The following is a 20,965-nucleotide window of genomic DNA, read 5'->3' on the forward strand; positions in this document are numbered from 1 at the left end:
GGTTAGGGGTGGGGGTATTCGTAGGGCGACGCCATATGCGATTGCCCTGCTTGCGGGGGGGGGAGATGTCCGGCAGGACAGAGGGGAAGGAACGCTACCGATAGGGACGCACGGTCATCAAGCCGTAGCAATGCCGATCCCAGATTGACGGACCAGAAACGGACCAGCCGAGATGCCAGTCGCACAATGGAAGAACCGCGCCGTCGCCGCTTCAATATTGGCCATCGCCGCGATCTTCTCTGCAACCATCGTCCGCGCCGGCGCCGGCAGCGTTCATCCCGGTCCGCTATCACGTGCGCAAGCCTTCGCGCGGGCCGAGGCCCTGACCGCGCTTGGCCGGAAGATGTTCTTCGACCCCTCTCTGTCGGCCTCGGGCAAGCAGGCCTGCTCGTCCTGCCATGACCCGCGCCACGCCTTCGGCCCGGCCTCGGCCGCGCCGGTCGAGAGAGGCGGGCCGAACCTGGACCAGCCGGGCGTCCGCGCGATCCCCTCGCTGCGCTACCTGCAGGCGGCGCCCGCCTTCACCGAGCATTTCCACGATTCCGAGGATGAGGGCGACGAGAGCGTCGACAACGGGCCGACCGGCGGCCTGACCTGGGACGGCCGCACCGACCACGGCGAGGAGCAGGCGAAGATCCCCCTGCTCTCGCCTTTCGAGATGGCCAACAAGGATGAAGCCGCCGTCGCCGCGATCTTGCGCAAGGCCGCCTATGCCGCCGAATTCAAGGCCGCCTTCGGCGACGACGTGTTCGACCGCCCGGACGATGCTTTCGGCGCCGCCGTCGAGGCGCTCGGCACTTTCGAGCAGAGTGCCGCCGACTTCTATCCCTATTCCAGCCGCTACGACGCCTTCCTCGCCGGCAAGGCAACACTCTCCGCCCGGGAATTGCGCGGCCGCGCGCTGTTCGAGGACGAAGCCAAGGGCAATTGCGCCAGCTGTCATCTCAGCGAGCCCGCCAATGACGGCGAGCCGCCGCAATTCACCGATTTCGGCCTGATCGCCATCGCCGTGCCGCGCAATCCGGCCATTCCGGCCAATGCCGATCCCGCCTACGCCGATCTTGGCCTGTGCGGCCCGCTGCGCATGGATTTCAAAGGCCGCACCGAATATTGCGGCCTGTTCAAGACACCGACGCTGCGCAATGTCGCGCTGCGCAAGAGCTTCTTCCACAACGGATATTTTCACACGCTGCGCGATGCCGTCGCCTTCTACGCCAGCCGCGACACCGATCCGGGCCACTGGTATCCGAGGAACGCCGACGGGACCGTCAACAAATATGACGACCTGCCAAAGGTTTATTGGCCAAACCTCAACCAGGATCCGCCCTTCAACGGCAAAAAGCCTGGCGGCAAGCCGGCGCTGACCGATGCCGAGATCGACGATATCGTCGCCTTTCTCGGCACGCTGACCGACGCGGACCAGCGGTGACGCCCTTGCCTTCTCTCCTTGAGGGAGAGGGGGATCCCTACTGCCCTACTGCCCTACTGCCCTACTGCCCTACCTCACAGCGCCCTAATAACACCCCCATCCACGCGAATATTCTGGCCGGTGATGTAGCCGGCGCCGTCCGAGGCCAGGAAGGCGATGGTCGCTGCAATCTCCTCCGACGTGCCGTAGCGCTGCATCGGCACGCTGTCGCGGCGCTCCTCTGTGGTCGGCAGGCTGTCGATCCAGCCGGGCAGCACATTGTTCATGCGCACATTGTCTGCCGCATAGGTGTTGGCGAAGATCTTGGTGTAGGCGGCAAGGCCGGCGCGGAACACGGCCGACGTCGGGAACATCGCGTTCGGCTCGGCGACCCAGGCCGTCGAGATGTTGATGATGGCGCCGCCCTTCTGCTTGACCATCTGCGGCGCCACGATGCGCACCGGCCTGATGACGTTCAGCAGATAGACATCCATGCCGGTGTGCCATTGCTCGTCGGTGATGTCCAGGATCGGCGCGCGTGGCCCGTGGCCGCCGCTGTTGACCAGCACGTCGATGCGGCCATAGCGCTCCAATGTCAGGTCCGCGAGGCGCTGCAGGTCGTCGTTCGACTGGTTGGAGCCGGTGACGCCGAGCCCGCCCAACTCCTTGGCCAGCGCCTCGCCCTTGCCCGAGGACGACAGGATGGCGACCTTGAAACCATCCGCCGCCAGCCGCTTGGCCGCCGCCGCCCCCATGCCGCTGCCGCCGGCCACGATGACAGCTGTTTTTTCTGAACTCATTGGGTTTTCCTCTCGGGTTGGCCGGCAACGGAACTGCCGCTTCGGCGTCGATATAGCCGGTTTTACCGGCCAGTTCGAACCGGAAAGACTGAATTCAGCCTGCAGAAAAACTCAACACATCCGGCCTGCCCTGGCCAGCTGGGGCAACAACAGCCTTTATTGCTGATGTCCGGGGCCGCCCTATCTTTGCCCTCGCTGATTCCCGAACTCATCCGGCCAGGCGCCAATCGTTGCCCCAGCTTGCGGAGGACTATCCGATGAATGAAGACGAGAAAGCCATCAGGCAGGTGGTCGACACCTGGATGAGTGCCAGCAAAAGCGGTGACATAACGACCGTTCTCTCGCTCATGACCGATGACGTGGTCTTCATGGTTCCCGGCCGGGAGCCGTTCGGCAAGGCGGCTTTCGCCAAGGCCTCGCAAGGCATGGCCGACGCGAAGATAGACGGAACGAGCGAAATCGTGGAACTGCAATTGCTTGGGGACTGGGCCTTTATCCGCAACCGCATTGAAATGAGCGTCACCTCGCCGGATGGGAGCGTCCATCGTTCGGGATATACGCTGACGCTGCTGCGCAAGGAGAAGGACAGCCAATGGCGCGTCGCGCGCGATGCGAACCTTCTTGCGACGAAAAAGGAATAGTCAGGATCGACAAGCACATATCCGGCATCGATAGCCGGATCACCTCCGATGACATGTCAGCGCCGCTGAGATGTCAGCGCCGGCTGCTGTCGGTGTCCAGCAGCAAGGCCAGATGGCGCGCCGCCGCACTCTCGATGATCAGTTGTTCGAGGTCGAAGTCGTTCAACTCGGTTTCGACCAGTTTTCGAACGGCCTCGATTGCGTGAGAGAGCGAGATCGGTGCGAGCTTGGCCTGATCATCCAGGTAGCGGCCGATCTCGATGACTGCGTCCGCATCGACATTCCTTGGCAATTCTCGCACAGCCACCCCCATTCGGTTCGCCGACGAATAATAGCGCCGATTCGTTGTCCGCCGCATCATCTGTATGAATTCCAAAACGCCGCCCCCGGAATAGGAAGCCCCTACCCATCCACCGTCTCCAGCACGCTGAGCAGCGTGCCTTCCATGTCCGGCTCCTCGCCGGAGCAGACGCACAACACTTCGGCGTCCTCCTCACTGACCGACAGGTAGGCGTGGCCCATGGTGGAATCGATATAGACGCTCTCGCCCTCTCTCAGCCGCACCGGCGCGTACTGGTCGGTGTGCAGTTCGATCTCGCCCTTGAGCACGATCAGGAATTCCTCGCCGGCATGCCTGGTCAGCGGCCCGAATTCTTCGGGCGTGCGGGCGCGCGCATAGGCATGGATCGGCACCATGCGTTTGCGCACCAGGTCGGTGGCGAGATAGCGGTAGTCGTAGTTGCGGGTGAGTTGGCGCAGCGTGTTGGACTGTGACGTCACCGAGCGGCGCGTGCGCGCCGCCGGCTGCTTGCGGTCGCCGCTGAGCAGTTCCGTCACATGGATACCGAGCCCCTCGCAGATCTGCAAGAGCTTGTCATAGCTGAGCGACATCTGGTCGTTCTCGACCTTGGACAGCGTCGATACCGCGACGCCGGTCAGCGCGCTGACTTCCTGCAAGGTCCAGCCATGCGTTTTTCTCAAGGCGCGCAGACAATCACCGAGGTTCGGTTGCTCCGACATTGTCAGCTCCATGGCGCGGCCACGAGGCCGCCTGTTCACCCTAGGTAGTCCAACTCCCCGCCACCATCAACAACGCCAACAATTTTCTTATACGCTAAATATTGACTGGATACGAAATTATTTTTACGACTGATGGATGCAGTCGAATTCTCGCAGGAAGATCGTCATCATCGGCGGCGGCATCGCCGGCCTGTCACTGGCAGCCGCGGTGGCGGACTGGGCCGATGTTATCGTTCTCGAGCGCGAGCCGCATCTCGGCTACCATGCCAGCGGCCGCTCGGCCGCCTTGTTCACCGAGACCTATGGCAACCGGGTGGTGCGCGGGCTGACATTGGCCAGCCGGCAGCGAATAGTCGAGGGCGGCTTCGTCGCCCACCGGCGCGGCGCACTGCATGTCGGCTGGAGCGGCGACGGCGACGCCATCGACCGGCTGGCCGGCGAATTACAGGCGCTGGTGCCCAGCGTGCGCCGCCTGTCGGCGGCCGAACTCCACGCGCTGGTTCCGGTCATCGCCGCCGAGGCCACCTGCGGCGGCGTCTACGAGCCGGACGCGGTGGATGTCGATACCGGCAAGATGCTGGGGGCAAGCGCCTCGGCGCTGAAAGCCGGCGGCGGCATTATCCGCACCGGCGAGGAGGTCCGCGCCATCTCGCCCGAAGGCGGCTGTCTGCGGGTGGAAACAAGTGACGGTGTCTATACGGCCGACATCGTCGTCAACGCCGCCGGGGCCTGGGTCGATGTCGTCGCCGGCATGGCGGGGCTCTCCGGCCTCGGTTTCCAGCCGAAACGGCGCACCGCCTTCCTGTTCGACCCGCCCGCCGGCATGGACATATCCGGCTGGCCGCTGGTGGTCGACCTGCACGAACAATTCTACTTCAAGCCTGACGCCGGCAGGCTGATCGGCTCGCTCGCCGACGAAACCGATAGCGAGCCTTGCGACGCCTACCCTGAAGACATCGACGTCGCCATCGCCGTCGACCGCATCGAGCAGGCGACATCGATGCGCATCGGCCGCCCGTCGACGCCGTGGGCGGGCCTGCGCACCTTCGCGCCCGACCGCACGCCGGTCGCCGGCTTCGACCCGCGCCTGCCCGGCTTCTTCTGGCTCGGCGGCCAGGGCGGCTACGGCTTCCAGGTGTCACTGACGCTGGCGAGGCTGAGCGCGGCGTTGATGCGCGGCGAGCCTTTGCCCGCGGATGTCACGGCCCTTGGCGTCACTGCCGCCGCGCTGGCGCCCGACCGCTTCCTTGTCCCGGCGGCGACGCCATGAAGTTCATGCCCTTCCCTCAACCCGTAAAGTGTCATCAGGAGCGTTTGCGATGAAATCCACCCTTCTGCGCGCAGTGCTTACCTCGACCCTTCTGGCTTCGTCCGTCCTTCTTGGCGGGCAGGCCTATGCCAAAACGCTCGTCTATTGCTCCGAAGCCAATCCCGAAACCTTCAACCCGGCGATCGGCATCGCCGATTCCACCATGGACGCCGCCGCCAAGACGATCTTCAACCGGCTGGTCGAGTTCAAGCCGGGCACGACCGAGGTCGGGCCGGCGCTGGCCGAAAGCTGGGATGTCTCGCCCGACGGCAAGACCTATACCTTCCACCTCAGGCACGGCGTGAAGTTCCAGTCGAACGAGCATTTCACCCCGACACGTGACTTCAACGCCGACGACGTGCTCTACACCTTCAACCGCCAGCGCGATGCCAATAATCCCTACCACAAGCTCGGCGGCGGCTCTTACGAGTATTTCAACGCGCTCGGCATGGGCACGCTGATCGACAAGATCGACAAGGTCGACGACTACACCGTGCGCTTCACGCTGACCGCGCCCAACGTCACCTTCCTGGCCGGCATCGCGCTCGACTATCTCTCCATCCTGTCGTTGGAGCAGACTGAGAAGATGGTCGCGGCCGGCACGCCGGAGCTGATCGACAGCATGCCGGTCGGCACCGGGCCGTTCGTGCTTCAGGCCTATGTGCCCGACAGCCAGGTCCGCTATGCCGCCAACAAAAATTACTGGCGCGGCGCGCCGAAGATCGACACGCTGGTCTTCGCCATAACGCCCGAGCCGACCAGCCGCGTCGAGCGCATCAAGGCCAACGAATGCCAGGTCGCCGCCCCGCCGCCGCCAAGCGCGGTCGCCGACCTGCGCAATGATCCCGACATCACCGTGCTCGACCTCAAGGGCCAGAACATCGGCATCCTCGGCTTTAATGTCGAACACCAGCCGTTGGGCGACAAGCGCGTGCGCACCGCACTGGCCAAGGCCATCGATCGCAAGGCGATCGTCGAGGCCGTCTATGCCGGCGCCGGCACCGTTGCCGGCAGCGTCGTGCCGCCGGCGCAGCTCGGCGCCGTCACCGATGCCGGCATCGACTATGATCCCGACGGTGCCAAAAAACTGCTGAAGGAAGCCGGCCACGAAAGCGGCCTCAAGATCAGCCTGTGGGCGATGCCGGTGTCGCGCCCCTACAACCCCAACGCCAAGCGCATGGCCGAGATGATCCAGGCCGACTGGGCGAAGGTGGGCGTCCAGTCCGAGATCGTCAGCTTCGAATGGGGCGAATATCTCAAACGCACCGCGGCGGGCGAACAGGACGCATTCCTGCTCGGCGGCAGCAGCGACAATGGCGATCCCGACAACATGCTGAGCTATCTCCTGTCCTGCGACGGCGTGAAGGGCGGCTCCAACCGCTCGCGCTGGTGCGACAAGGACTTCGAAAAACTGCTGGATGAAGGCCGCGTCGCCGCCGACCCGAAGCAACGCGCCGCGATCTACGGGAAGGCGCAGGCGATCCTGAAGGACGAGGTGCCGGTGGCGCCGATCGCCCATTCGGTGGTGGCGATCCCGATCCGCAAGAGCGTGCTCAACTACGTGCTCGACCCCTTCGGCCGACAGAATTTCGCCGCCGTCGACATGGCGGAGTAGGATGCATCTTCTTCCTTCTCGCCTTGTGGGAGAAGGGAAGAACGAAATGACAAGCGAGACCACCATGCGTGAAAACCTGACCGCCCTCCTCAACCGTTACCTCGCCGATGGCGCGGTGGGTGCCTCGCTGGCCTATGCCCTCGACGGGGCGGCGCCGACCGCCCTCACCGCCGGCCTCGCCGACCGGCAGCACAATGTCGCCGTCGCGCCGAACCAGCTGTTCAAGATCGGCAGTTGCACCAAGACCTTCGTCGCCGCGGCACTCGTCAAGCTCGCCGAGACCGGCAAGCTCGATCTCGGCGCGCCGATCGCCGCCTGGTTCCCGGACCTGCCGGGGGCGAAAGATATTTCGGTGCGCCAGTTGATCAACCATCGCAGCGGCCTGCCGGAATTCGAATATTACATTCCGATGGATCCGAGCCGGCAATGGACACCCCGGCAATTGGCCGACATCGCCTTCGCCTCCGACAAGCAGAAGGCGCCGGGCGGCCCGGCCGTCTACAACAATACCGGTTATGTGCTGGCCGGCATGGTGATCGAGGCCGTTTCCGGACAGTCGCTCGGCGCCTATGTCAGGAGCGCGATCCTGCAGCCGCTCGGCCTGGACAACACTTGGTCGCCGGCGACCGAAGCGTTTCCGGAAAAGTCGATGGTGCGCGGCTACTACCACCGCCCGCCGCCGGCGCCGGACGCGCCCACCGACATCGCCTCGGGCGGCGAGATGTGGCGCATGGACGGCGTCCTGCCCTATTCCAACGAACTGCAGGATTCTTCCGACTCCTTCCCGTTCTCCGCCGCCTATGGCTGCGGCGACATGGTGTCGACGCCATCCGACATGGTGGGTTTCATGCGCGGCCTGTTCTCCGGCAGGCTGTTGTCGCCGCCTTTCTTCGCGGAGATGTTCGAACACCGCGTTCCCGCAAGCTTCCCTGGCACCCGCATGCGCGAGACGGGTGCGGGCATGTTCCAGAGCGCCTATGCCGGCCGCGCCTTCTACGGTCACCAGGGCAGCATTCCGGGCTATGTCGCCGTCATGCTGCACGATCCCGGATCGGACCTCACCATCGCCATGACCAGCAATATCGGCTCCGGCAACCGCCTCTCCTTCCAGGCGAGCGGCATGCACCCCGTGGTCGACCAGGCGATCGCGACAATCTTGCGGCTGTGATCTGGGTAGGAAATCGAACTGCTGCCTTCAGACAGCCTCACGTCCCAATCTATAGGCTGGCAAAATCCATATTTCAGAAACATCCTCAATTTCTGCAATAGCAGAATCCATATGTCAGATTCGATCAACTTCCAAAAGCTGCTTCATTTCCACGACATGTTGCTGAAATAACAATCGGCCCTGTTTCAGAAACTTGCCTACGCGGCGCTCCGGGATGGTGGAAGCCGCGCCGGGATATGAGATCTCCCGGACGCGAGACTAACTTTGCCGCTGCTGTTGAGCTTCAATCACCGCCATGTCGACACGGCCGGCTTCCAGGCGAGCGGCATGCACCTCGTGGTCGATCAGGCGATCCGAATCATTCTCGATTGAGGGCGTTCAGCCGCTCTGCCCGGACGACGGGTCAGGCAGGCCCGGCACCATCTGGCTCAGCACGCGATCGCGCAGGAAGACGTGATGGAAGATGGCCGCGGCCGCGTGCAGGCCGGCGAGCCACATGATGATATCGCCAAGCGTGCCGTGGATCTCCGCCAGCGGAGCGCCCCAGGTGCCGGAAAACGGACCGATCGCTCCCAAGCCGTAGACCGTCACCGGGTGGCCGCCGAACCATGCACCGAGCATGGCGGTCGCCGGGACCGCGAACAACAGCGCGTAGAGCGCCCAGTGCGTTGCCTTCGAGGCGACCTCCATCCAGGTGGGCATGGCCGGGGCTTCGGGAATACGGTCGAACGGGCGCCAGACCAGGCGAATGACCAGCAGACAGAAAACGGCGAAGCCGAGCGACTCGTGAAGCCGCAGCGTCGACGCCCTGGCCGCCGAATAGACGCGCTCCGGTGGGCCACCAGCCGAGACCAGGAAGGCAATGAGCACCAGTAATGCCGTCAGCCAGTGCAATGCCTGGGCGAGGCCTCCGTAGCGGGTTGTCGTGCCGGACAGCGACATGCGAGAGCTCCGAAACAGTTGGACACATTCCTCCCGCACCCCTCCCTGAACGTGCCCTCATTTCAATTGTTCCTCAAGTGGCTTCTATCCCGTGACGCGTGACGGGATGCGCCCGGCGTCCGCGAAGACCGAGGCGCCGCATGGAGGTGGAACGCTGCGCCGGGATATGAGACGCTGTCTGATCCCCGGACGCGAGGCCGCCGCCATGAAACCCACTTTGCCGCTGTTGTTGAGTCTCAATGGCGGTTATGTCGACACGGCCGGCTTCCTGGCGCTGCAGGGCCTGTTCACTGCGCATGTGACGGGAAATTTCGTCACCCTGGGTGCCTCGTTGGTACTCGGCATTTCAGGCGTGCTGGCGAAGCTCCTGGCGCTGCCGGTGTTCTGCGTCGTGGTCATCCTGACCCGGCTTGCCGGCGAGCGCTTGCGCAGGCGCGGACGACCGGCGCTCGGCGTGCTCTTGGCAGCCAAGCTGGCGCTGCTTGTCATCGGGGCCGCGCTCGCGATCCGGTTTGGTCCCTTTGCCAGCGGCGACAGCGCCGCCGCGATCCTCACCGGCATGGTGCTGGTCGCCGCGATGGCGATCCAGAACGCCGTGCATCGGGTCCATCTGGCCGCCGCGCCGCCCTCGACGCTGATGACCGGCACCACCACCCAGATCATGATCGATCTCGGGGACCTCATCGGCGGCGTGGTCCCGGACGCCCGGCCGGCTATTGTGGCGCGCCTTAAGCGCATGGCTGCGGCGGTCGCCGTATTCGCCGCCGGCTGCGCGGCCGCCGCTCTCGGTTATGCCTTCGCCAACATCTGGTGCTTCGCCGTGCCGCCGGTGATTGCGCTCATCGCGCTGCTGCTGCGGCTTTCCGCGCCCGAGGGGGAACCCAGCTAGCGGAAGAACCTCGATCGGTGTCCCGATCGGCCCATGGCCAAGGCCTGGCAAGTGTCTGACGGCGCCTGCCGCCTGCTGGCTTCATCAAGCCTCGCCGCGAAATACGGCTACCGCGGCCGCCACGATTTCCGCATTGTCCTTCGCCGTGCTGCCATCCGCCAGCGTCTTGCCGTCTTCAAGCCCGACTCGCGTCGACCAACGCTTCCGGCGCGCAAGCTCGACGAACGGCCAGACCGTGATATCGACGCCATGCAGCAGGATCGGCCGCCGCACTTCGGCGCGCTCGAGTACGGCCGCGATGCCCTGCGCCTCGTCGAGCGCGGCGGCCAGGTCCTGCATGTCGATCTCGATCAGGATGCGCAGCACCCTGTCGTGGCCGGCAAGCGCCACAAACCGTTCCGCGTCGGCCGTCGTGGCAAGCCCGGCCTCGATGCCGACGCCGCGTTGGCGCAACAGCTCCATCACGGCCGGCGCGTCGGCCTCGGAGAGATTGACCGAGGCATAGTCGGGCAGTTCGCGCCAGCCGGCGATTGCCTCGCGGGTGCGCGCGACGTCGTTCTCGATCCAGGCGCCGGTCGACACACCTATCAGCGTGCCGGGACAGGCGCCGCGCACCGCAAGAACCGTCGCGTCGACGGCCAGGCTTTCGCGCCCGTCGGCGCCGCGCGGATGCATATGCAGTTCGGCCGCACCGGCGGCGACGCAGGCCATGGCGTCGCTGGCCATCGCTCGCGCCGTCAGCGGCAGCGCTGGATGGAAATCACGCGGACGCGCGCCGTTGATGCAGGCCTGGACGATCATGGGCACCACCTCGGGGCAGGAAGAGCCGCAGTCTAGTCGTGCAGGACACGCTCGCAAAGACCAGGCAACCTCGCTCCTGACAGCGTTGCTGCCGAAGCTGCCATGCCCTTCGCCAAAGCTCCTTCCCGCATTTGAATAAAAACCGCCTGTGGATATTTACCCCGCGTTCCACCAGTTGGGCCAAGGTATATTAGGGCGAGGTAATGGAGGAACCATTGACCAGCGATTTTTCGGCCGCCCGTATCCATCTCGAACGCGCCTACCACTATTTGCGCGGCAATGACGGGACGAGCCGCTCGGCCTGCGAGGCCCTCGACCTGCTGATCGAGATGGTGGCTGAAGCCCAGCACAGGTGCCCCGAGGCAGGCGCGCCGGAGTTCCCGCAAACGACGGTGCGGCAACCCTTACGATCATGACGCCTTGCGGGTGAGCGCCCTGCTTGCCGGCCTGGTCGCGCGGATAACGATCTGCTCCAGCGGTTCAGGCCGGTGCAGCAGGAACCCCTGGCCGAAATCGACCCCCATGGCCTGCAGGACGTCGAGCGTCTCCGGTTGCTCGATCTTCTCGGCCACGACGCCGCAGCCGACGCTGCGGGCAATGCCTGCTATGGCTGAGACGATCTCGCGGTCGAAGCGGCTCTCGGCGATATGCTCGATGAAGGAGCCGTCGATCTTGATGGCATCGACCGGAAAGCGCCTGAGATACTCGAACGAGCTCATGCCGGCGCCGAAATCGTCGAGGCTGACACGGCATCGCCGCTCGCGCGCCTTGCGCACGAACGCCTCGGCGGCGTCGAAATTAGTGACGGCCGCGGTTTCGGTGATCTCGAAGCCGATGCCGGAATGCGGCGCCCCGGTTTCCTCGATGATGCTGTCGACGAAGTCCCACAGACCGGGATCGCTCAGCGTTTGCGCCGACAGGTTGAAGCCAAGCGTGATCGCGCCGGACTTCATCGCCGCGCCATGCAGCGAGAGCGCCGTGCGGATGATCCAGCGATCGAGCCTGGCGGCAATGCCGAAGCGCTCGGCCGCCGGGATGAATTCACTGGGCGGGATGAGCTTGCCGCCGCGCCCGGCCAGCCGCGCCAGCACCTCGACATGGCGGCTTTCCTGCCAGGGCCGGCCCAGCCGGTGGATCTCCTGGCCGAACAGTTTCAGCCGGCCGTCATCCATGGCGTCGACCGTGTCGGCGGCGAGCCGCGCCGCGTTGAGGCCGCCCGAGGCCGCCTCGGCCGAAAACACCGCGAAGCGGTCGCGCCCCGCGGCCTTGGCCGCGTAGCAGGCGTCGTCGGCGCAGGCCAGCGCGTCGGCCACCGTGGTGGCGTGATCGTCGACGATCGCGATGCCGATGCTTGCCGCGAGCCGCCGCGAGGTCGCTGCAAGACCGAGATCGGCGCCGCGCACGGCCGCCAGGATGGCGACGGCCAATGGCTCGGCTCGCGCCGCGTCGCAATTGGGCACCAGCAGGGCAAACTCGTCGCCGCCGAGCCGCGCCGCATGCGCCGAGGGCGGCAGGCAGCGGCCAATGCCCGCCGAGACGCTCTTCAGCGCCAGATCACCAGCCGCGTGGCCGGCGAAGTCGTTGAGCGCCTTGAAGTAGTCGAGATCGACATAGAACACCGCCAGCGGCACGCCCGTGGCGATGTGGTCGGCGAGCAGCCTGTCGAAGGCGGCGCGGTTCCACAGGCCGGTCAGCGCGTCGTGACGGGCGGCGAAGGCAAGCTCCTGTTCGCGTAGCTTGTCCTCGGTGATGTCGCGCACCGTGCCGAGGATCTGGCCGGCGGCACCCGCGGCGGCAATGAACCGCACCAGCGATTCGATATGGCGGATCTCACCGTCGCGCCTGATGATGCGATATTGATTGGCGATGACGCCGTCCGTTTCGAGCGGAGCCCGGTGGGCGCGCTCGGTGGCTTCCTTGTCGTCGGGGTGCAGATAGCTGTGCCAGAGGTCGCCCGGCACCTCGTCGATATCGGCGACAAGGCCGAATATGTCCCTGGTGCGGGCGTCCCAATAGCTCTTATTGGTGGCGATGTCGAAATGCCAGATGCCGGTGCCGCTGGCGGCGAGCGCCAGGCGGAAGCGCACATTGACCTGTTCGAGCGCGGCTTCGGCCGCTTTCTGCTTCGAGATGTCGGTCTGCACGCCCATCAGCCGCAGCGGCTGCCCGTCCGCGCCGCGCTCGACGATGCCGCCGCGGTCGAGCACCCACACCCAGTGGCCCTGCTTGTGCTTCAGCCGGAGTTCGGTCTCGATGGTATCGGTCAGTCCGGCAATATGGCGGTCGCCGCTGGCCAGCGCCCGCTCGCGGTCGTCGGGATGGGTGAGTTGCAGCCACAGGTCGCTGGTATTGGCAAGTTCATCCTCGTCATAGCCGAGCATCCGCGCCCAGGTGGCCGAATAGAAGCAGTCGCTGGTGCGCAGATCCCAGTCCCAGACCCCGAGATGGGCGCGCTCCAGCGCTTTGGCCCAGAATGCTCCGCTACGATTTTTCTTGTGCTGACGCGCCATGTCCTGCTTCGCCCGCCCCCACCATCGGACAATCTGCCGCAGAACCAGAGAAGAAACCGTTACTCGGCCTCGCGGGAGATGAAAATAGGCGCCTCGCCGTCCGCCGGCCCGCCGTCATTGGCTTTCGATTGGCGGGCAAGAACCGGAGTTTTGCGGGTCCGGGATGGCCTTATCGCTTATCCCGGGTCGGCGAAAACCGCCGATCCCTGCCAAACACCATAAAGGACCTCGCAATGACCAAACAGGAAGACAACAAGGCGGTCGTCGTCCGCTGGTTCACCGACTTCTGGGGTGAAACCTGCGATCTGTCCGTCGTCGACGACATCGCGGCACCCGACATGCTGCTCAAATATTCCTTGCATGAGCCGCGCCGGGGCCGCGACGACATCAAGGCCTTCATGACCGATTTCCGCGCCGCCTTCCCGGACCTCAACTTCTGGGCGACCGCCGATCTCATTGCCGAGGGCGATTATGTCGTCGGCCAGTGGGAGGGCGGCGGCACGCATACCGGCCCAGCCTTCGGCGATTTCCTCGCCGGCTCGCTCCCCGCCGCCACTGGCCGCGCCATGCGCTTCACCGGCACCACCGTGCTGAAGGTGATCGACGGCAGGATCGTCGAGGAAATCGGCCTCGATGACGGCGTCGCCGCCCTCACCCAGCTCGGCCTCATCAAGCCCGCCTGATCGAAGGGCCATCGCCGTCGCGGCGGTGGTCCGCCTTCACAGGTGAAGCGGACGTGCTGCATCTTGGTCAACAAATTCTTGAAAACAAATAATGTATTATAAACATCTAATATCTCGAGGATTTACTTTGAACAAAGTGTAACCAACCGGTAATACATAGCATGTGAAATAGTAATCGGGTTTTAAGCGGCTGACGGGGCGTCCTTCGATGAGCATGCAGACCGGGCGGAGCGGCGAGGATGGTCGCTCCGGTGTCCTTCTTGGCCTGGATAGCGTAGCAACCAGGAGCGGCTGGCTGCTGACGGCCTTGTGTCTGGCCTATGTTTTGACGGCGGTTTGCCTTCGGCCGGAGCGTTACCTGCGGCTGTCCATACAGTATTTCGGGACATTCCTCAGCGTGCTGCCGGTTCTCCTGGTGGTTGGTCTCGGACTGGCGGCCCTGATATTAGGTGGGGCAAGGCCAATAGAGTTCATGGTGCACATGCTCAAGGAACGTGGGCCGGGGGCAGCGCGGGTCGTCCTCTTGTTCTTTCTCGGCATCACCGCTTTCACGGCGTTCAGGATCACCATACCGGAGATCGTGCCCTACTATGCCGATCCCAAGCTGGCCGAAATCGATCTTTCGCTGCACGGCATCGATCCTTGGGTATGGACGCACAGCATCGTTTCAGAGCCCGCCTCCATGCTGGTTTTCGAGGCCTACATGTCCTGGTGGTTCATGCAATGGTTCGGCGTCGTGCTCTTCGTCGCCTTCTGGAACGATCCCGCCCGGCGCCTCCGCTACCTCTGGGCATTCGCGCTCACCATGCTGGTATGCGGCACCGTTCTTGCAATCACACTGTCGTCCACCGGGCCGATATTCTACGAGCGGTTCTACGGCGACGACCGATTTGCCGGGGTGCTGGCCGCGCTGATGGCTGACCCGCATGCCTTGCCGGTAAGATTCGCCGCCAACTATCTGCTCGACGCACATGAGAGCGGCAGATCCCAGTTAGGCACCGGCATCACCGCGATGCCAAGCATGCATGTCGCCATCGCCACGCTCAACGCCTTCTTCCTCAGCGGTTTCGGCCGCCGCTGGGCCGTCGCCGGCTGGTGCTTTGCGGCACTCATCCTGTTCGGCTCGGTCTACACCGGCTGGCATTATGCGGTGGATGGCTATCTCTCGATCGTGGTCGTGTCCATGCTCTGGTACCTGACCGGGCGTTTCGCTCTGCCGCAAAGGAAAAGGGAGATCATCGGGATCGGGCTGCCAATGCCCGAACCCGTATCGCGATGACCAGGCCAGTCTGACATCGTCAGCGGCGGCGAGAAATCATCCGCTTCGCCGCATGACTGATGCCGGCGGTGATCGACAAAAGTCGACGGAACTTCGGACAACGGTCGGGCGGCATTGGCGCCGCCCGACCCTGCCGGCTTACTGGCTTGGCGCCATCGCGTGTTCGCACGACACTTTCGGGTTCATGTCGGCGAAGGTGCCGGTCGGGTTGCCTTTCCAGGCCCAGACATGCAGTTCGTAAAACTCGCCCAGGCCATAGCGGTTGGGGGCGCTGTTGAAGTTGAATAGCTGTCCTTCCAGCGATGCCGGACCCTTGGAGGTGATGTATTCGACCGCCACCAGCTTCAGCGTGCCGTCGGCCATCGGCTCGTACATCACGGCTTCAGGACGGGCGATGTCGATCTTGTCGTCCTTCAGGTATTGGCCGTTGACGTAGTGGATGCCCATGGCGCCGCCGGTGATGCCGCTGGCGCAGGGAATGGGCGCATAGCCTTCGGCCGTAGCCGCCCTGACGTCGAGAAACCGGCTGTTCGCTGCCCGCACCTTGTCGGCCAGCGGATTGGGACCGGACGTGGCTTCAGCCGCCTCCTGATGCGCCTGCGCGACGCCGGTGCAGGCGCACAGCATGGCCGCGGCCGCGGCCATGAAGAGCCTGTTGCGAAAGTTCATTGTCATGCTCATTCCATTCTTCCTGAAAATGCACAGCGGGCCGGCCGCCGGAAATACGGAGGCCCGACAGGCAAGCGCTGTGGCTGTTGTTGCTTGGTGATCCCGGATAGGGTGCAAGAAATACCGGGAAGGATCATCCCTTCGGCAGATACGGGATCGTTCCGGCCAGATCGGTGTTGTCGATCAGCTGGAAGCGGCTGTCGCTGCCATCCTGACGCGCCGAAACGAAAGGCGCATAGGCAGGATCGTTGGCGAAGGCGCGTGCCGCTGCTTCCGACGGGAAGGCCATCAGCGCGATCAGCGTGGTGTCGAGCGGCTTGCCTTCAAGCGTCTTCACATTGCCGCTGCGCGACAGATATCTGCCGCCATGCTTGTGGACGAGGTCGTGCACCGAGGCGGCGTAAGCCGGCACCCACTTCGGGTCCTTCACCTTGATGTCTGCAATGACGTATGCGGTCATGGGTAGTCTCCTGGTTGCGGCGCACAGGGGGATCCCGTGCAACCGGCCAAAGGGCTCGCATGACCGGGCCCGCGCCAACCAGTCCGCGATCTGTACCGGGCCAGTACAGTTTCCGTACTGGCCGCTTCCTTCACGAGAGCCTAATGTTGCGCCCAGGTTCGAGGGAGGGACGTCGACCATGGTCCAGCACGGATACAAACAGTTCTGCCCGCTGTCGATGGCCGCCGAGGTGCTGTGCACCCGCTGGACGATGGTGCTGATGCGCGAACTGGTGGCGGGTTCCACCCGTTTCAACGACCTGCGCCGCGGCGTCCCCAAAATGTCGCCAACCCTTCTGTCGCAACGGCTGAAGGAGCTTGAACTCGCCGGCATCGTCGAGCGCAAGGAGGTCCAGGGCGAGAAGGGAATTTTCGATTATCGGCTGACGGAAGCCGGCCGGGATTTGCGCCCGGTCGTCGAGGCAATGGGCTTCTGGGGACAGAAATGGGTGGAGTCCCGGCTGTCGCTCAAGAACCTCGATCCATCGCTGTTGATGTGGGACATGCGGCGCAACCTGAACCCCTCGCCGCTGCCCGAGGGGCGCACGGTGATACAATTCCTGTATCAGGAGCTTCCGGCGTCCAAACGCTCGTGGTGGCTGATCGTCGAGAAGCACGGCGAGGTCGATCTGTGCTGGTACGATCCGGGTTTCGACGTCGACCTCTATGTCTCCACGGACCTCTACACCATGACGGCGATCTGGATGGGGCTGCTCACCGTCGAGAAGGCCGGCGCGAAGGTGGCCCTGACCGGCGATCAGGCGATCGGCAGGAAGATGCAGGCCTGGCTTGGGCTAAGCCCGTTCGCGATGGAGCCCAAGCGGGCGGCATAGGAGCGAGGCGAGCCTCAGCGATCCTGCGGCTCTTGGCAGGAAACGGGTGGCGGAGCCGGCCCTTGGCGGCTTCAATGGCGCCATGTTCATCACGCTTCAAAGAGAGCTGAAATCCGCGCCGCTGCCGGTGGCCGAAGATCCGCGCTGGAGGCTGATCGTCAGGCGCGACAAGTCGGCTGACGGCAAATTCTGGTATTCGGTGGCGACCACCGGCGTCTATTGCCGGCCCTCCTGTCCATCGCGGCGTGCCAACCCCAGGAATGTGCAGCTGCACGACACGCTGGCCCAGGCGAAGGCGACCGGTTTCCGCGCCTGCCGCCGCTGCAACCCGGATGGCCCGTCGATCGATGCCGGCAACGCCGCGATGGTCGCCAAGGCCTGCCGCATGATCGAGGACAGCGAGGAAGAACCCTCGCTTGACCAGCTGGCGGTCGCGGCGGGCCGCAGCCCCGGCTACTTCCATCGCGTCTTCAGGGCGATCACCGGACTGACACCGAAGGACTATGCCGCCGCGCGCCGTGCCGCCCGGGTCCGCCAAAGCCTGGAAGACGGCGTCAGCGTGACAGCCGCGATCTACGATGCCGGTTTCAATTCGAGCGGGCGCTTCTACGAGAAATCGACCGGCATGCTCGGCATGACGCCGACGCGCTACCGCGCCGGCGGCGCCAACGAAGACATCCGCTTCGCCGTCGGCGAATCCTCGCTCGGCGCCATCCTGGTCGCATCGAGCAAAAAAGGCGTCGCCGCGATCCTGCTTGGCGACGACCCGGACGCGCTGGTGCGCGACCTGCAGGACCGTTTCCCCAAGGCGCGGCTGATCGGCGGCGACCGCGACTACGAGGCGCTGGTCGCCCGCGTCGTCGGTTTCGTCGAGGCGCCGGCACTCGGTCTCGACCTGCCGCTCGACGTGCGCGGCACCGCCTTCCAGCAGCGCGTCTGGCAGGCCTTGCAGGACATCCCGGTCGGCGGCACCATATCCTACGCCGAGATCGCACAGCGCATCGGTGCGCCGAAGGCGACCCGTGCCATCGCGGCCGCCTGCGCCGCCAACGCGCATGCCATAGCCATTCCTTGCCATCGCGTGATCCGCAAGGACGGGACCCTGTCAGGCTATGCCTGGGGCGCCGAGCGCAAACGCGCGCTGCTCGAGCGGGAGGCCGGCGGGTCGATGAAAGCAGCCGACAACGCCCGCCGGTCTTCGCGGGGCTGACGACCGGCGATGCGCGCGATGGCAAGCTCTTCCGCCGCCGGTGCGAACAGCCAGATTTCCGCCGGCGCTGCCGTTAGCCGTGAGGATGCGAAATCACAGGTGTTGGCCGCCATCGGCGAGCTTGTCGATGCCGGCAAGGCCGAGTTGCGCCACGGGCCGAAAGGCGAGACCGAATTGCGGCTGCCGTCAGGCGAGGTTTTCGTGCTCGGCGAAGTCGCCGTCACGCGTGTCGCGTGAATATACTCAGCACCTGCGGCACTTACCTTTTCACCGCTCGTCCCCAGACCCCGAGATTCGAATTTGAAAGCAAGCATCGGAGTGAGAGACGCAAAGCAGACGTCTAGGGTCAGCCACACAGAAGGAGTGAAGGCAATGAACCTCATGCAAACCGACGTGCCGGCGGCACCCTTTGACGCCGCCACCCTCGCCACCATCGCCTACGCCATCGGCGAATCCGCGATCGGCACCATCCTGGCGGCGCGCAGCCGCATCGGCGTCTGCGCCATCCTGATCGGCTCCGACGCAGAAACACTGGAGCAGGATCTCGCCGACCGCTTCCCCGGCAGGATGCTGGCCGAGGACGGAGCCGCCCTGCGCGACGACCTCGTGGCAATCGCGCGCTTCATCGAGACGCCGGCCGCCGGCCTCGACCTGCCGCTCGATATGCGCCACGGCACGCCTTTCCAGCAAAGGGTGTGGGAGGTGCTGCGCACCATCCCGTGCGGTGCCACCATCACCTATACGGCCCTTGCCCGGCGCCTCGGCCTGCCCGATGGTGCCCGCGCCGTGGCGACGGCTTGTGCCGCCAACGCGATCGCGCTCGGCATTCCCTGCCACCGCGTCCTGCGCGCCGACGGCACGCTGTCTGGCTACCGTTGGGGCGTCGAGCGCAAGCGCGCTTTGCTCGACAGGGAGGCCGCGATATGAATGCCCACGCCAAGGTGGCCACAGCGGCGGTCGAAGCGGCGGAGACACGCATCGCAGGCTACGACTGGCAGGCCTTGGCCGCCGAACTCGACGGCTTCGGCTGCGCGGTGATGGAAAAGCTGCTGTCGCCGCAGGAGTGCCGGCAAATCGCCGGCCTCTATCCGCAGGAAGAGCATTTCCGCAGCCACATCCACATGGCCAGGCACGGTTTCGGCAAAGGCGAATACCGCTACTTCCGCTATCCCCTGCCGGACCTGATCGGCGGCCTGCGCACCGCACTCTATCCACGGCTGGCCGAAATCGCCAACCGGTGGAACGAGCGCATGGGGATCGCGATGCGCTATCCCGCGACGCATGCCGAATTTCTCGACCAGTGCCATGCCGCCGGACAGGTCAGGCCGACGCCGCTTCTGCTGCAATATGTGCCCGGCGACTTCAACTGCCTGCACCAGGATCTCTATGGCGATCTCGCCTTCCCGCTGCAGGTCGCGATCCTGCTTTCGGAGCCGGGCAAGGATTTCACCGGCGGCGAGTTCGCGCTGACCGAGCAGCGGCCGCGCATGCAGAGCCGGGTCGAGGTGGTGCCGCTGCGCCAGGGCGACGCCGTCGCCTTCGCCGTTCACAATCGGCCGGTGCAGGGTACGAAGGGCAACTACCGCGTCAATCTGCGCCACGGCGTCAGCCGCCTGCGCTCAGGCATGCGCCACACCGTTGGCATCATTTTTCATGATGCCACCTGAGTGCCGGCTCACGCCTCCCAATAAGGCGGATCGCCGAAGACATCGCGCAGCCATGCGATGAGTGCGCGCAGTTTGGCGGACCCGCGCCGGTCCTCGGGACAGGCGATGTAGATGGTGGCTCCTTCCGGCTCGGCACCGACATCGACGACCGCCAGTCGGTTGTCGGCAAGCTCCTTCTGGATGAAGTATGCGGGCAGCAGCGCCAGGCCGAGGCCGGCAAGCGCGGCATCGCGCATCAAAATCCCATTGTTGACGCGCAGCGCGGTTTCCGGGCGGATCGTCACCAGCCGCCGCGAAATCTTGAACCGCCAGTCGGCGGCACCCCGGATGGAAAAGATGATGCCCTTGTGGCGTTTCAGGTCCTCGATCGTCGCGGGCCGTCCAAACCGCTCGAGATAGTCCGGCGAAGCCACCAGAGAGCGGCGGCTGGAAGCCAGTTTCTTGACGATGACGGGTCCGTCCTCGACGACCGGCCCGTGACGCAAAATGGCGTCATAGCCCTCGGCCACTATGCTGACGAAGCGGTCATCGAGATCGAGCGTCAGTTCAATCCCCGGATGCTTGGCCAGGAAGCCGTACAGCGCCGGGCCGAGATGCAGGATGCCGAAACTGGTTGGAGCCGCGACCCTGAGCGGCCCGGCAAGTTCGCCCCGGCGCTCCGCGATTTCGGCGCCGGCATCAGCCACCTCCTGCATGATGCGCTTGGCGCGTTCGTAGAAACTGCGCCCCGCCTCGGTGATGGACAATTTGCGCGTCGTGCGATCGAGCAGCTTCGTGCCGAGGCTGCGCTCGAGTTCCGACAACCGCTCGCTGATGACCGATTTCGACAACGCCATGCGCCTGGCCGCTTCGGTGATCGAACCGGATTCCGCGACGGCGACAAAGGCGGCGGCGGATTCGAGCTTCAGCATTGTTCGGCTTTCCCGAATTCACAATCAGGCGACCGTCGCCTAACGAAATCAAGGACATGGTGTCATAGTTGGCAAGGCCGCGATATGGCGGCCCCAAACAAAATCTCGGCGG

Annotated in this window: 23 protein-coding genes; 14 read left to right on the forward strand and 9 right to left on the reverse strand. The window is 64.8% G+C overall.

Annotated features, from left to right (window positions below; all coding sequences use genetic code 11):
• The first annotated feature begins 172 nt into the window (after window positions 1–172).
• On the forward strand, window positions 173–1,429 hold the full coding sequence (locus FJ548_RS09750; RefSeq protein WP_140777739.1) for a cytochrome-c peroxidase: 1,257 nt from the start codon (window positions 173–175) through the stop codon (window positions 1,427–1,429).
• A 74-nt stretch (window positions 1,430–1,503) separates the two neighbouring features.
• On the opposite strand, the gene FJ548_RS09755 is transcribed toward FJ548_RS09750, so the two are convergent.
• A complete protein-coding gene (locus FJ548_RS09755; protein ID WP_140777740.1) occupies window positions 1,504–2,208 on the reverse strand; it encodes an SDR family oxidoreductase in 705 nt (234 codons plus the stop codon).
• 257 nt (window positions 2,209–2,465) lie between these two features.
• On the opposite strand from FJ548_RS09755, the gene FJ548_RS09760 reads away from it, so the two are divergent.
• On the forward strand, window positions 2,466–2,849 hold the full coding sequence (locus FJ548_RS09760) for an SgcJ/EcaC family oxidoreductase (protein ID WP_140777741.1): 384 nt from the start codon (window positions 2,466–2,468) through the stop codon (window positions 2,847–2,849).
• Between the two features lie 73 nt (window positions 2,850–2,922).
• Here FJ548_RS09760 and FJ548_RS09765 read toward each other — a convergent pair whose 3' ends face one another.
• Both FJ548_RS09765 and FJ548_RS09770 read right to left on the reverse strand, forming a co-directional pair.
• A complete protein-coding gene (locus tag FJ548_RS09765) occupies window positions 2,923–3,210 on the reverse strand; it encodes a hypothetical protein (protein ID WP_140767015.1) in 288 nt (95 codons plus the stop codon).
• Between the two features lie 41 nt (window positions 3,211–3,251).
• Window positions 3,252–3,869: an XRE family transcriptional regulator gene (locus tag FJ548_RS09770; protein WP_140777743.1), complete on the reverse strand. Its 618-nt coding sequence runs from the start codon at window positions 3,867–3,869 to the stop codon at window positions 3,252–3,254.
• A 136-nt stretch (window positions 3,870–4,005) separates the two neighbouring features.
• Between FJ548_RS09770 and FJ548_RS09775 the strand changes: the two genes are divergently transcribed.
• From FJ548_RS09775 to FJ548_RS09785, 3 genes are read left to right on the forward strand one after another with little or no spacing between them, the layout of a single operon-like run.
• Window positions 4,006–5,139 (forward strand): FAD-binding oxidoreductase, encoded by a 1,134-nt coding sequence (locus FJ548_RS09775; RefSeq protein WP_140777744.1) that lies wholly within the window; start codon window positions 4,006–4,008, stop codon window positions 5,137–5,139.
• Between the two features lie 49 nt (window positions 5,140–5,188).
• Window positions 5,189–6,793 carry an ABC transporter substrate-binding protein gene (locus tag FJ548_RS09780; RefSeq protein WP_140777745.1) on the forward strand — a complete coding sequence of 535 codons (1,605 nt, stop codon included), beginning with the start codon at window positions 5,189–5,191 and terminating at the stop codon, window positions 6,791–6,793.
• A 46-nt stretch (window positions 6,794–6,839) separates the two neighbouring features.
• Complete coding sequence (locus FJ548_RS09785) at window positions 6,840–7,961, forward strand: serine hydrolase domain-containing protein (RefSeq protein ID WP_246678604.1); 1,122 nt, start codon at window positions 6,840–6,842, stop codon at window positions 7,959–7,961.
• 378 nt (window positions 7,962–8,339) lie between these two features.
• Here the strand turns inward: FJ548_RS09785 and FJ548_RS09790 are convergent, their stop codons facing one another.
• Window positions 8,340–8,903, reverse strand: coding sequence for a cytochrome b (locus tag FJ548_RS09790; protein WP_140694450.1), 564 nt, complete (start codon window positions 8,901–8,903; stop codon window positions 8,340–8,342).
• A 205-nt stretch (window positions 8,904–9,108) separates the two neighbouring features.
• On the opposite strand from FJ548_RS09790, the gene FJ548_RS09795 reads away from it, so the two are divergent.
• Window positions 9,109–9,792, forward strand: a complete 684-nt coding sequence (locus FJ548_RS09795; RefSeq protein ID WP_140612923.1) for a YoaK family protein — start codon at window positions 9,109–9,111, stop codon at window positions 9,790–9,792.
• Window positions 9,793–9,876: 84 nt separating this feature from the next.
• On the opposite strand, the gene FJ548_RS09800 is transcribed toward FJ548_RS09795, so the two are convergent.
• On the reverse strand, window positions 9,877–10,593 hold the full coding sequence (locus tag FJ548_RS09800; RefSeq protein WP_140777746.1) for a 3-keto-5-aminohexanoate cleavage protein: 717 nt from the start codon (window positions 10,591–10,593) through the stop codon (window positions 9,877–9,879).
• 215 nt (window positions 10,594–10,808) lie between these two features.
• Here FJ548_RS09800 and FJ548_RS09805 point away from each other — a divergent pair, with 215 nt between their 5' ends.
• Window positions 10,809–11,009, forward strand: coding sequence for a hypothetical protein (locus FJ548_RS09805; protein WP_181168748.1), 201 nt, complete (start codon window positions 10,809–10,811; stop codon window positions 11,007–11,009).
• On the opposite strand, the gene FJ548_RS09810 is transcribed toward FJ548_RS09805, so the two are convergent.
• Complete coding sequence (locus FJ548_RS09810; protein WP_140777748.1) at window positions 11,004–13,103, reverse strand: EAL domain-containing protein; 2,100 nt, start codon at window positions 13,101–13,103, stop codon at window positions 11,004–11,006. The genes FJ548_RS09805 and FJ548_RS09810 overlap by 6 nt on opposite strands.
• Window positions 13,104–13,336: 233 nt before the next feature.
• Between FJ548_RS09810 and FJ548_RS09815 the strand changes: the two genes are divergently transcribed.
• Both FJ548_RS09815 and FJ548_RS09820 read left to right on the forward strand, forming a co-directional pair.
• Window positions 13,337–13,786: an ester cyclase gene (locus tag FJ548_RS09815; protein WP_140612927.1), complete on the forward strand. Its 450-nt coding sequence runs from the start codon at window positions 13,337–13,339 to the stop codon at window positions 13,784–13,786.
• Between the two features lie 208 nt (window positions 13,787–13,994).
• Window positions 13,995–15,065 (forward strand): phosphatase PAP2 family protein, encoded by a 1,071-nt coding sequence (locus tag FJ548_RS09820; RefSeq protein WP_140612928.1) that lies wholly within the window; start codon window positions 13,995–13,997, stop codon window positions 15,063–15,065.
• 138 nt (window positions 15,066–15,203) lie between these two features.
• On the opposite strand, the gene FJ548_RS09825 is transcribed toward FJ548_RS09820, so the two are convergent.
• Together FJ548_RS09825 and FJ548_RS09830 are read right to left on the reverse strand one after the other, a co-directional pair.
• Window positions 15,204–15,746 carry a hypothetical protein gene (locus tag FJ548_RS09825; RefSeq protein WP_181165750.1) on the reverse strand — a complete coding sequence of 181 codons (543 nt, stop codon included), beginning with the start codon at window positions 15,744–15,746 and terminating at the stop codon, window positions 15,204–15,206.
• Window positions 15,747–15,867: 121 nt separating this feature from the next.
• Entirely contained in the window at window positions 15,868–16,194 is a 327-nt protein-coding gene (locus tag FJ548_RS09830) for a DUF1330 domain-containing protein (RefSeq protein WP_140612929.1), read from the reverse strand.
• A gap of 178 nt (window positions 16,195–16,372) precedes the next feature.
• Here FJ548_RS09830 and FJ548_RS09835 point away from each other — a divergent pair, with 178 nt between their 5' ends.
• From FJ548_RS09835 to FJ548_RS09855, 5 genes are all read left to right on the forward strand, one after another.
• A complete protein-coding gene (locus FJ548_RS09835; protein WP_140694467.1) occupies window positions 16,373–17,065 on the forward strand; it encodes a helix-turn-helix domain-containing protein in 693 nt (230 codons plus the stop codon).
• An 82-nt stretch (window positions 17,066–17,147) separates the two neighbouring features.
• A complete protein-coding gene (ada, locus tag FJ548_RS09840) occupies window positions 17,148–18,275 on the forward strand; it encodes a bifunctional DNA-binding transcriptional regulator/O6-methylguanine-DNA methyltransferase Ada (protein WP_181168754.1) in 1,128 nt (375 codons plus the stop codon).
• Window positions 18,276–18,293: 18 nt separating this feature from the next.
• Window positions 18,294–18,512, forward strand: coding sequence for a hypothetical protein (locus FJ548_RS09845; RefSeq protein ID WP_246673310.1), 219 nt, complete (start codon window positions 18,294–18,296; stop codon window positions 18,510–18,512).
• Window positions 18,513–18,647: 135 nt separating this feature from the next.
• Window positions 18,648–19,202, forward strand: coding sequence for a methylated-DNA--[protein]-cysteine S-methyltransferase (locus FJ548_RS09850; RefSeq protein WP_140694476.1), 555 nt, complete (start codon window positions 18,648–18,650; stop codon window positions 19,200–19,202).
• On the forward strand, window positions 19,199–19,942 hold the full coding sequence (locus FJ548_RS09855) for a 2OG-Fe(II) oxygenase (protein ID WP_140694478.1): 744 nt from the start codon (window positions 19,199–19,201) through the stop codon (window positions 19,940–19,942). Before FJ548_RS09850 ends, FJ548_RS09855 begins: the two co-directional genes overlap by 4 nt.
• 8 nt (window positions 19,943–19,950) lie before the next feature.
• Here FJ548_RS09855 and FJ548_RS09860 read toward each other — a convergent pair whose 3' ends face one another.
• Window positions 19,951–20,853 carry a LysR family transcriptional regulator gene (locus FJ548_RS09860; RefSeq protein WP_140777750.1) on the reverse strand — a complete coding sequence of 301 codons (903 nt, stop codon included), beginning with the start codon at window positions 20,851–20,853 and terminating at the stop codon, window positions 19,951–19,953.
• Window positions 20,854–20,965: the final 112 nt, after the last annotated feature.

The sequence above is a fragment of the Mesorhizobium sp. B2-4-17 genome, from assembly GCF_006441275.1.
Taxonomy (GTDB): domain Bacteria; phylum Pseudomonadota; class Alphaproteobacteria; order Rhizobiales; family Rhizobiaceae; genus Mesorhizobium.

What these genes read in the sequence shown, in the direction of transcription:
- FJ548_RS09750 (WP_140777739.1), top strand. Translation starts at nt 173, where the DNA reads ATGCCAGTCGCACAATGGAAGAACCGCGCCGTCGCCGCTTCAATATTG.
- FJ548_RS09755 (WP_140777740.1), bottom strand. Translation starts at nt 2,208, where the DNA reads ATGAGTTCAGAAAAAACAGCTGTCATCGTGGCCGGCGGCAGCGGCATG.
- FJ548_RS09760 (WP_140777741.1), top strand. Translation starts at nt 2,466, where the DNA reads ATGAATGAAGACGAGAAAGCCATCAGGCAGGTGGTCGACACCTGGATG.
- FJ548_RS09765 (WP_140767015.1), bottom strand. Translation starts at nt 3,210, where the DNA reads ATGATGCGGCGGACAACGAATCGGCGCTATTATTCGTCGGCGAACCGA.
- FJ548_RS09770 (WP_140777743.1), bottom strand. Translation starts at nt 3,869, where the DNA reads ATGTCGGAGCAACCGAACCTCGGTGATTGTCTGCGCGCCTTGAGAAAA.
- FJ548_RS09775 (WP_140777744.1), top strand. Translation starts at nt 4,006, where the DNA reads ATGCAGTCGAATTCTCGCAGGAAGATCGTCATCATCGGCGGCGGCATC.
- FJ548_RS09780 (WP_140777745.1), top strand. Translation starts at nt 5,189, where the DNA reads ATGAAATCCACCCTTCTGCGCGCAGTGCTTACCTCGACCCTTCTGGCT.
- FJ548_RS09785 (WP_246678604.1), top strand. Translation starts at nt 6,840, where the DNA reads ATGACAAGCGAGACCACCATGCGTGAAAACCTGACCGCCCTCCTCAAC.
- FJ548_RS09790 (WP_140694450.1), bottom strand. Translation starts at nt 8,903, where the DNA reads ATGTCGCTGTCCGGCACGACAACCCGCTACGGAGGCCTCGCCCAGGCA.
- FJ548_RS09795 (WP_140612923.1), top strand. Translation starts at nt 9,109, where the DNA reads ATGAAACCCACTTTGCCGCTGTTGTTGAGTCTCAATGGCGGTTATGTC.
- FJ548_RS09800 (WP_140777746.1), bottom strand. Translation starts at nt 10,593, where the DNA reads ATGATCGTCCAGGCCTGCATCAACGGCGCGCGTCCGCGTGATTTCCAT.
- FJ548_RS09810 (WP_140777748.1), bottom strand. Translation starts at nt 13,103, where the DNA reads ATGGCGCGTCAGCACAAGAAAAATCGTAGCGGAGCATTCTGGGCCAAA.
- FJ548_RS09815 (WP_140612927.1), top strand. Translation starts at nt 13,337, where the DNA reads ATGACCAAACAGGAAGACAACAAGGCGGTCGTCGTCCGCTGGTTCACC.
- FJ548_RS09820 (WP_140612928.1), top strand. Translation starts at nt 13,995, where the DNA reads ATGAGCATGCAGACCGGGCGGAGCGGCGAGGATGGTCGCTCCGGTGTC.
- FJ548_RS09825 (WP_181165750.1), bottom strand. Translation starts at nt 15,746, where the DNA reads ATGAGCATGACAATGAACTTTCGCAACAGGCTCTTCATGGCCGCGGCC.
- FJ548_RS09830 (WP_140612929.1), bottom strand. Translation starts at nt 16,194, where the DNA reads ATGACCGCATACGTCATTGCAGACATCAAGGTGAAGGACCCGAAGTGG.
- FJ548_RS09835 (WP_140694467.1), top strand. Translation starts at nt 16,373, where the DNA reads ATGGTCCAGCACGGATACAAACAGTTCTGCCCGCTGTCGATGGCCGCC.
- ada (WP_181168754.1), top strand. Translation starts at nt 17,148, where the DNA reads ATGTTCATCACGCTTCAAAGAGAGCTGAAATCCGCGCCGCTGCCGGTG.
- FJ548_RS09845 (WP_246673310.1), top strand. Translation starts at nt 18,294, where the DNA reads ATGGCAAGCTCTTCCGCCGCCGGTGCGAACAGCCAGATTTCCGCCGGC.
- FJ548_RS09850 (WP_140694476.1), top strand. Translation starts at nt 18,648, where the DNA reads ATGAACCTCATGCAAACCGACGTGCCGGCGGCACCCTTTGACGCCGCC.
- FJ548_RS09855 (WP_140694478.1), top strand. Translation starts at nt 19,199, where the DNA reads ATGAATGCCCACGCCAAGGTGGCCACAGCGGCGGTCGAAGCGGCGGAG.
- FJ548_RS09860 (WP_140777750.1), bottom strand. Translation starts at nt 20,853, where the DNA reads ATGCTGAAGCTCGAATCCGCCGCCGCCTTTGTCGCCGTCGCGGAATCC.